Origin of the sequence: Bacteroides cellulosilyticus DSM 14838, assembly GCF_000158035.1 — a bacterium.
Classification (GTDB): Bacteria; Bacteroidota; Bacteroidia; order Bacteroidales; family Bacteroidaceae; genus Bacteroides; species Bacteroides cellulosilyticus.
In genome coordinates this window covers 347,238-352,625 of record NZ_EQ973492.1, presented here as the reverse complement: position 1 = coordinate 352,625, position 5,388 = coordinate 347,238, and the positions used below count along the sequence as shown (strand labels likewise).

The window sequence follows — 5,388 nt, the reverse complement described above, 5'->3', positions numbered from 1 at the left end:
CCGAAGGAAGCTGCCATACGCGCCGCCCGTTCTTGCGTAAATCCATACATGTCGGCAAAAGCAAGCACCACAGACTGGGAGCAATTATAACCACTCTTAAAAAACTCTACCGCTTTCTCTATTCTTTCTTCAAACATTACCCTATCCCTTTTTTAGCCTTCTATATCCAACAACATGGGACAATGATCAGAATGTACAGCATCATTCAGAATACGCGCCTCTTTCAGTAACGGGCGAACAGGTTCGGTCACCATACAATAATCAATACGCCATCCTTTATTCTTTGCGCGGGAGTTGAAACGATAACTCCACCACGTATATTCCTGCTGTTCGGGATGCAACAAACGGAAAGTATCGATAAAACCGGCATTCAGAAAACGCGTCATCCATTCCCGTTCTTCGGGCAAGAAACCACTATTAGTAGCGTTGCGAATAGGATCATGAATATCTATCGGTTCATGGCAGATATTATAGTCTCCACAAAGTATAAGTTTCGGACGTGATTTTCGCAGTTCCGTCACGTACTCCTGGAACTTCTCCAACCACACCATCTTAAATGCCTGGCGTTCGTCACCACTCGTTCCTGAAGGATGATAAACACTTACGACAGATATATCGCCAAAATCGGCACGGATAAAACGGCCTTCATTATCATATTCTTCTATTCCCATGCCATATTCCACATGGTCCGGCTCTTTTTTAGTCAAGATGGCTACCCCGCTATACCCCTTCTTCTGCGCAGAATAGAGATAATGTTTATACCCCAATGTACTCAATGCTTCTTCCGGATATTGATCCGGCTGCAATTTAGTTTCTTGAATGCACACCACATCAGCTTGTTCCTGTTCCAGCCATTCCGGCAAACCTTTACTAACAGCTGCACGCAGCCCGTTTACATTATATGTAATAATTTTCATATGATCGTTTATTTTTATCTTATTTATTAAGAGTTTTCTCCCATTCCAGAAGTTTCACCTTGCGTTCCAGCCCCCAATGATAACCTCCTAATCCACCATCCGTACGCAACACCCGGTGACAGGGTATAAGTACCGATACAGGATTATCGCCCACAGCGGAACCAACAGCACGACAGGCATTCGGCTTTTGCAATTTCTGTGCTATTTTTCCGTATGAGGTAATACCACCCAAGGGAATATTCAGCAGCTCTTTCCATACACTCAGCTGAAATTCTGTTCCTTTCAGATGTAATGGCAACACATCAATATTCTCTTTATCTATAGACAGGACAGCATTAACCGTCTTTTGCTGAAGTTCATCTCTGTGCTCTCTGTAGGCAGCATGCGGAAAGATATGCTTCAATTCATCCAATACAGCATCCCGGCTTTCAGTAACAAAAGCCAGATAACAGATTCCCTTAGAGGTAGAAGCCATCAGTATTTCCCCAAAAGGGGTTTCAGTAAAGGAGTAGGCAATGTTCAGATTGCGACCTCCATTCCCAGATTCTTCTGCACTCATGGGCAGTACTTTCAAAAAGCGGCTGTTCAAACGTTCTTGTTTCATGATAATTCAGATATTAATAACATAATATTTAAGACGGTTACGATACCCGCAATAGCGTAAAGTACGAAACTGCTCCATTTACTGTTGACATACTGCCCCATTACCTTACGCGAAGATGTCAACCCGACTTGCAGGAAAACGGTAAAAGGCAACTGTATACTCAACACCATTTGAGAAATCAACAGTCCTTTAAAAGGATCGCCAATGAAGAATATCAGCAACAAGGCGATACCCAATGAAAGGATCACACCCACCTGCGAGTGACTATCCTTGATGTGATAGGATTCTCCGAAGATACCGGCAAAGATAGAACCCGCCGCCATGCCACTTGTAATGGTAGATGAAATACCCGCCATCAGCAAAGCCAGAGCAAAGACAACCGCGGCACTGTTTCCAAGCAAAGGCTCCAGCAAAGACTTCGCCTGTTGCAGCTCTTCAACCTGAATACCACTCTTAAAGAAAGTAGCAGCAGCCAGCAATATCATAGCACTATTAATAGCCCATCCCACAATCATAGAGAAGAGCGTATCAAACAACTCATACTTCAAAACCTTACGAATAGAACTATCATCTTGCTTATTATATTCATGGCTCTGAATCACCTCCGAATGCAGGAATAAGTTATGCGGCATCACCACTGCTCCCAACACGCTCATAATAATCAGCATGCTCCCTTTCGGAAAGGCAGGTGTCACCCATCCTTCCACAGCCATCGGCCAGTCAATCTTCACCAGGAACAACTCATAAATAAAGGATAATCCGATAACGGAAACAAAGGCAATGATGGAACGCTCTATCTTCTTATACGAATTCGTAAAAAGCATGATGACGACAAAGACGGTTGTCAATACAGCTCCCCATATAATAGGGATATCAAAAAGCATTTCCAAGGCAATTGCACCTCCCAATATTTCGGCAAGGGAAGTCGATATGGATGCCAACACCGCAGTGCCCAAAATAGGACGTGAGACCCACTTTGGCGTATATTTTGTGGCTGCTTCAGATAAACACAAACCTGTAACAATGCCCAAGTGAGCCACATTATGCTGCAATACAATCAACATGATCGTTGACAAAGTTACCACCCAAAGCAGGGAATACCCAAATTCGGAACCCGCCGCAAAGTTGGAAGCCCAGTTTCCCGGATCAATAAAACCAACTGTAACAAGCAACCCGGGACCAATATATTTAAAAACGTCCAGACCACCTAAATAACGCTTGTGGTCTCTGCGTTTCAAGTCTTTCAGAATATTTTTCATCGTTCGTTCTTTTAATGGCGTAAAATTACGAAATAATAACAAGCGAGCCACACTTTCAGTTCAAAAAAGAAGCCCCCGGCATTGTACAACACCGAGGGCCAACCTATATTTTTAAAGTACAGGGATTTAGTTAGAATCCCATTTCATGTAGCGCCCGGCACAACTGATCCGGACAAGAAGTCGAACGCCTTCCGCAACGTACTCCTTCCAGACGGGAAATCACATCATTTACCGACATTCCTTTCACCAGACGGGAAAGACCTTGCAAATTTCCGTTACAACCTCCCCAAAACGCAATATCCGTTATTATATTATTTTCTATTTCCAATTCAATGTGAGAACTACATGTACCTTGAGTCTTATAAGTATACTTCATTACTCTTCACTACCCTCCGGCTTCATGTTGGTATAAACAGTTTGCACATCATCAAACTCTTCGAGACGTTCTATCATCTTGTCCAAAGTTTCACGTTGCTCGGGAGTCACCTCTTTCGTATCGTTCGGAATATAAGTAAATTCACCACCGACATCCTCAAAACCACATTCTTCCAGATGTTTCTGGATAGCTGCATAGCTCTTCGGATCGCCATAGATAGTGATTGTTCCTTCTTCTTCATCCTCTTCGAACTCATCATCTACATCGTAGTCAATCAGGTCAAGAATGAGTTCTTCCATATCTATGCCGTCTTTCTTCTTGAAAGTAAACATACACTTATGGTCGAACAGGAAAGCTAATGATCCCATAGTACCCAAGTTTCCGCCAAACTTATTGAATACGGAACGTACATCGGCAACTGTACGGGTAGTATTGTCAGTCAACGTATCTACGAATACAGCAATACCGTGAGGACCGTATCCTTCATAAGTCATTCCTTTGTAATCGCTCTGATCCTTACCCATTGCATTCTTGATAGCACGGTCAATGTTATCCTTCGGCATATTCTCACGCTTACAAGTAGCGATAACCGAACGCAAAGTCGGATTATTTTCCGGTTCCGGGCCACCAGCCTTTACCGCAATAGCAATTTGTTTACCCAGTCTTGTAAAGGTCTTTGCCATGTGACCCCATCTTTTCAATTTGGCAGCTTTTCTATATTCAAATGCTCTTCCCATTGGAATTATATTTTAATGTTTAATTATTAATTGTTTAACTATCAATTAGCGAAGTTTTGCATCCAACTTATCTTCCAGATTCTTCACGAGTTTCGACATGATCTTATCGATCATCTTATCGTTCAGTGTCTGGTTTTCATCCTGCAACAAGAAGCTTACTGCATACGATTTTTTACCGGCTTCCAGATTCTTACCTTCATAAACATCGAAGAGAGATACATCTTTCAGCAATTTCTTCTCTGTCTCATAAGCAATCTTCTCTATTTCAGCAAACTGCACCTTCTTGTCAACCAACAAGGCAAGGTCACGCTTCACAGCCGGGAATTTAGAAATTTCCGCATAGCTGATCTTTACAGAACGGATGGCTTTCATCAGCTCTTTCCAATTCAGGTCAGCGTAATATACTTCATTGTCAATGTCGAAAGCTTTCAGAATCTTCTTCGTTACGATGCCGAATGTAGCAAGACGCTTTCCGCCCTTAGTCTGTACAGACAAGGCAGCAGCATAAATATCATCCGTCAGATTACCTACAACCAAATTTCTCATATTCAACCCTAAACGCAGGAAAATGTTCTCTACGTAAGCCTTCAACTCATATACAGAACTTTCTTCATCAGCATGCGCCCATGAATTGGATACTTTTTTACCCGTTACCCACAACCCGAGATGATAATTCTCAGTATAAGCTGCCAATGACTTTTCGGGGTTCTTCTTTTCTTCATTGAAATAATAGCAATTTCCGAATTCGAAGAATTTCAAGTCGGCATTCTTACGGTTAGCATTGTGAGAGATACTTTCCAATCCACCGAACAACAAAGTCTGACGCATGGCATTCAGGTCTGTACTCAACGGATTCAGTAGCATTACCAGGTTTTTAGAAGGATAAGTTTCCATACCTTCATAATAGCCGGCACGTGTCAGAGAGTTATTCAGAATCTCATTGAAACCACAACCTACCAACTGTTCAGCTACCAGGTTCTGCAATTTGTTAGACTTATCATGTTCGCCCTTCGTAGTCAAGCTAGACTTCAGCGTAGACGGTATTTCTACATTATTATATCCATAAATACGGAGGATATCTTCAATAACATCACAATCGCGTTGCACGTCTACACGATAAGGGGGAACCGCCAAAGTCAATCCTTCTGCCGTCTCATTGGTTATTTTCATCTCCAGACTGGTAACAATGCTCTTGATTGTCTCCACCGGAATCACTTTACCTACCAACGAGTGCACCTTCTCATAAGATAACTCTACGATGAAATCCTGAGCAGGAGCAGCACAAATATCCTTTACTTCAGAAGAAACAGTACCGCCAGCCAGTTCTTTCACCATTATGGCAGCCAATTTCAAACAGTAAATAGTGATATTGGGGTCAATACCTCTTTCAAAGCGGAAAGAAGCATCTGTATTCAGTCCATGACGACGAGCTGTCTTACGAACCCATGTCGGATGGAAATAAGCGCTTTCAATGAAGACATCTTTGGTAGTTTCC

6 protein-coding genes are annotated in these 5,388 nt (G+C 42.5%); all 6 read right to left on the bottom strand.

The features are described 5' to 3' along the window. Window positions 1-152 precede the first annotated feature (152 nt). Window positions 153-917, bottom strand: a complete 765-nt coding sequence (locus tag BACCELL_RS19490) for an exodeoxyribonuclease III (RefSeq protein WP_007213743.1) — start codon at window positions 915-917, stop codon at window positions 153-155. 19 nt (window positions 918-936) lie between these two features. Continuing rightward, complete coding sequence (locus tag BACCELL_RS19485) at window positions 937-1,521, bottom strand: methylated-DNA--[protein]-cysteine S-methyltransferase (RefSeq protein ID WP_007213742.1); 585 nt, start codon at window positions 1,519-1,521, stop codon at window positions 937-939. Next, on the bottom strand, window positions 1,518-2,780 hold the full coding sequence (locus BACCELL_RS19480; RefSeq protein ID WP_007213741.1) for an Nramp family divalent metal transporter: 1,263 nt from the start codon (window positions 2,778-2,780) through the stop codon (window positions 1,518-1,520). The genes BACCELL_RS19485 and BACCELL_RS19480 overlap by 4 nt, the downstream gene beginning before the upstream one ends. Window positions 2,781-2,910: 130 nt before the next feature. Further along, on the bottom strand, window positions 2,911-3,156 hold the full coding sequence (locus tag BACCELL_RS19475; protein WP_007213740.1) for a TIGR03905 family TSCPD domain-containing protein: 246 nt from the start codon (window positions 3,154-3,156) through the stop codon (window positions 2,911-2,913). Further along, the gene (locus BACCELL_RS19470; protein ID WP_007213739.1) at window positions 3,156-3,893 is read right to left on the bottom strand and encodes a YebC/PmpR family DNA-binding transcriptional regulator; all 738 of its coding nucleotides are present in this window, start codon (window positions 3,891-3,893) and stop codon (window positions 3,156-3,158) included. Before BACCELL_RS19470 ends, BACCELL_RS19475 begins: the two co-directional genes overlap by 1 nt. A gap of 45 nt (window positions 3,894-3,938) precedes the next feature. Next, window positions 3,939-5,388 (bottom strand): phenylalanine--tRNA ligase subunit beta (gene pheT / locus BACCELL_RS19465; RefSeq protein WP_007213738.1); only part of this gene is annotated, 1,450 nt, incomplete at its 5' end.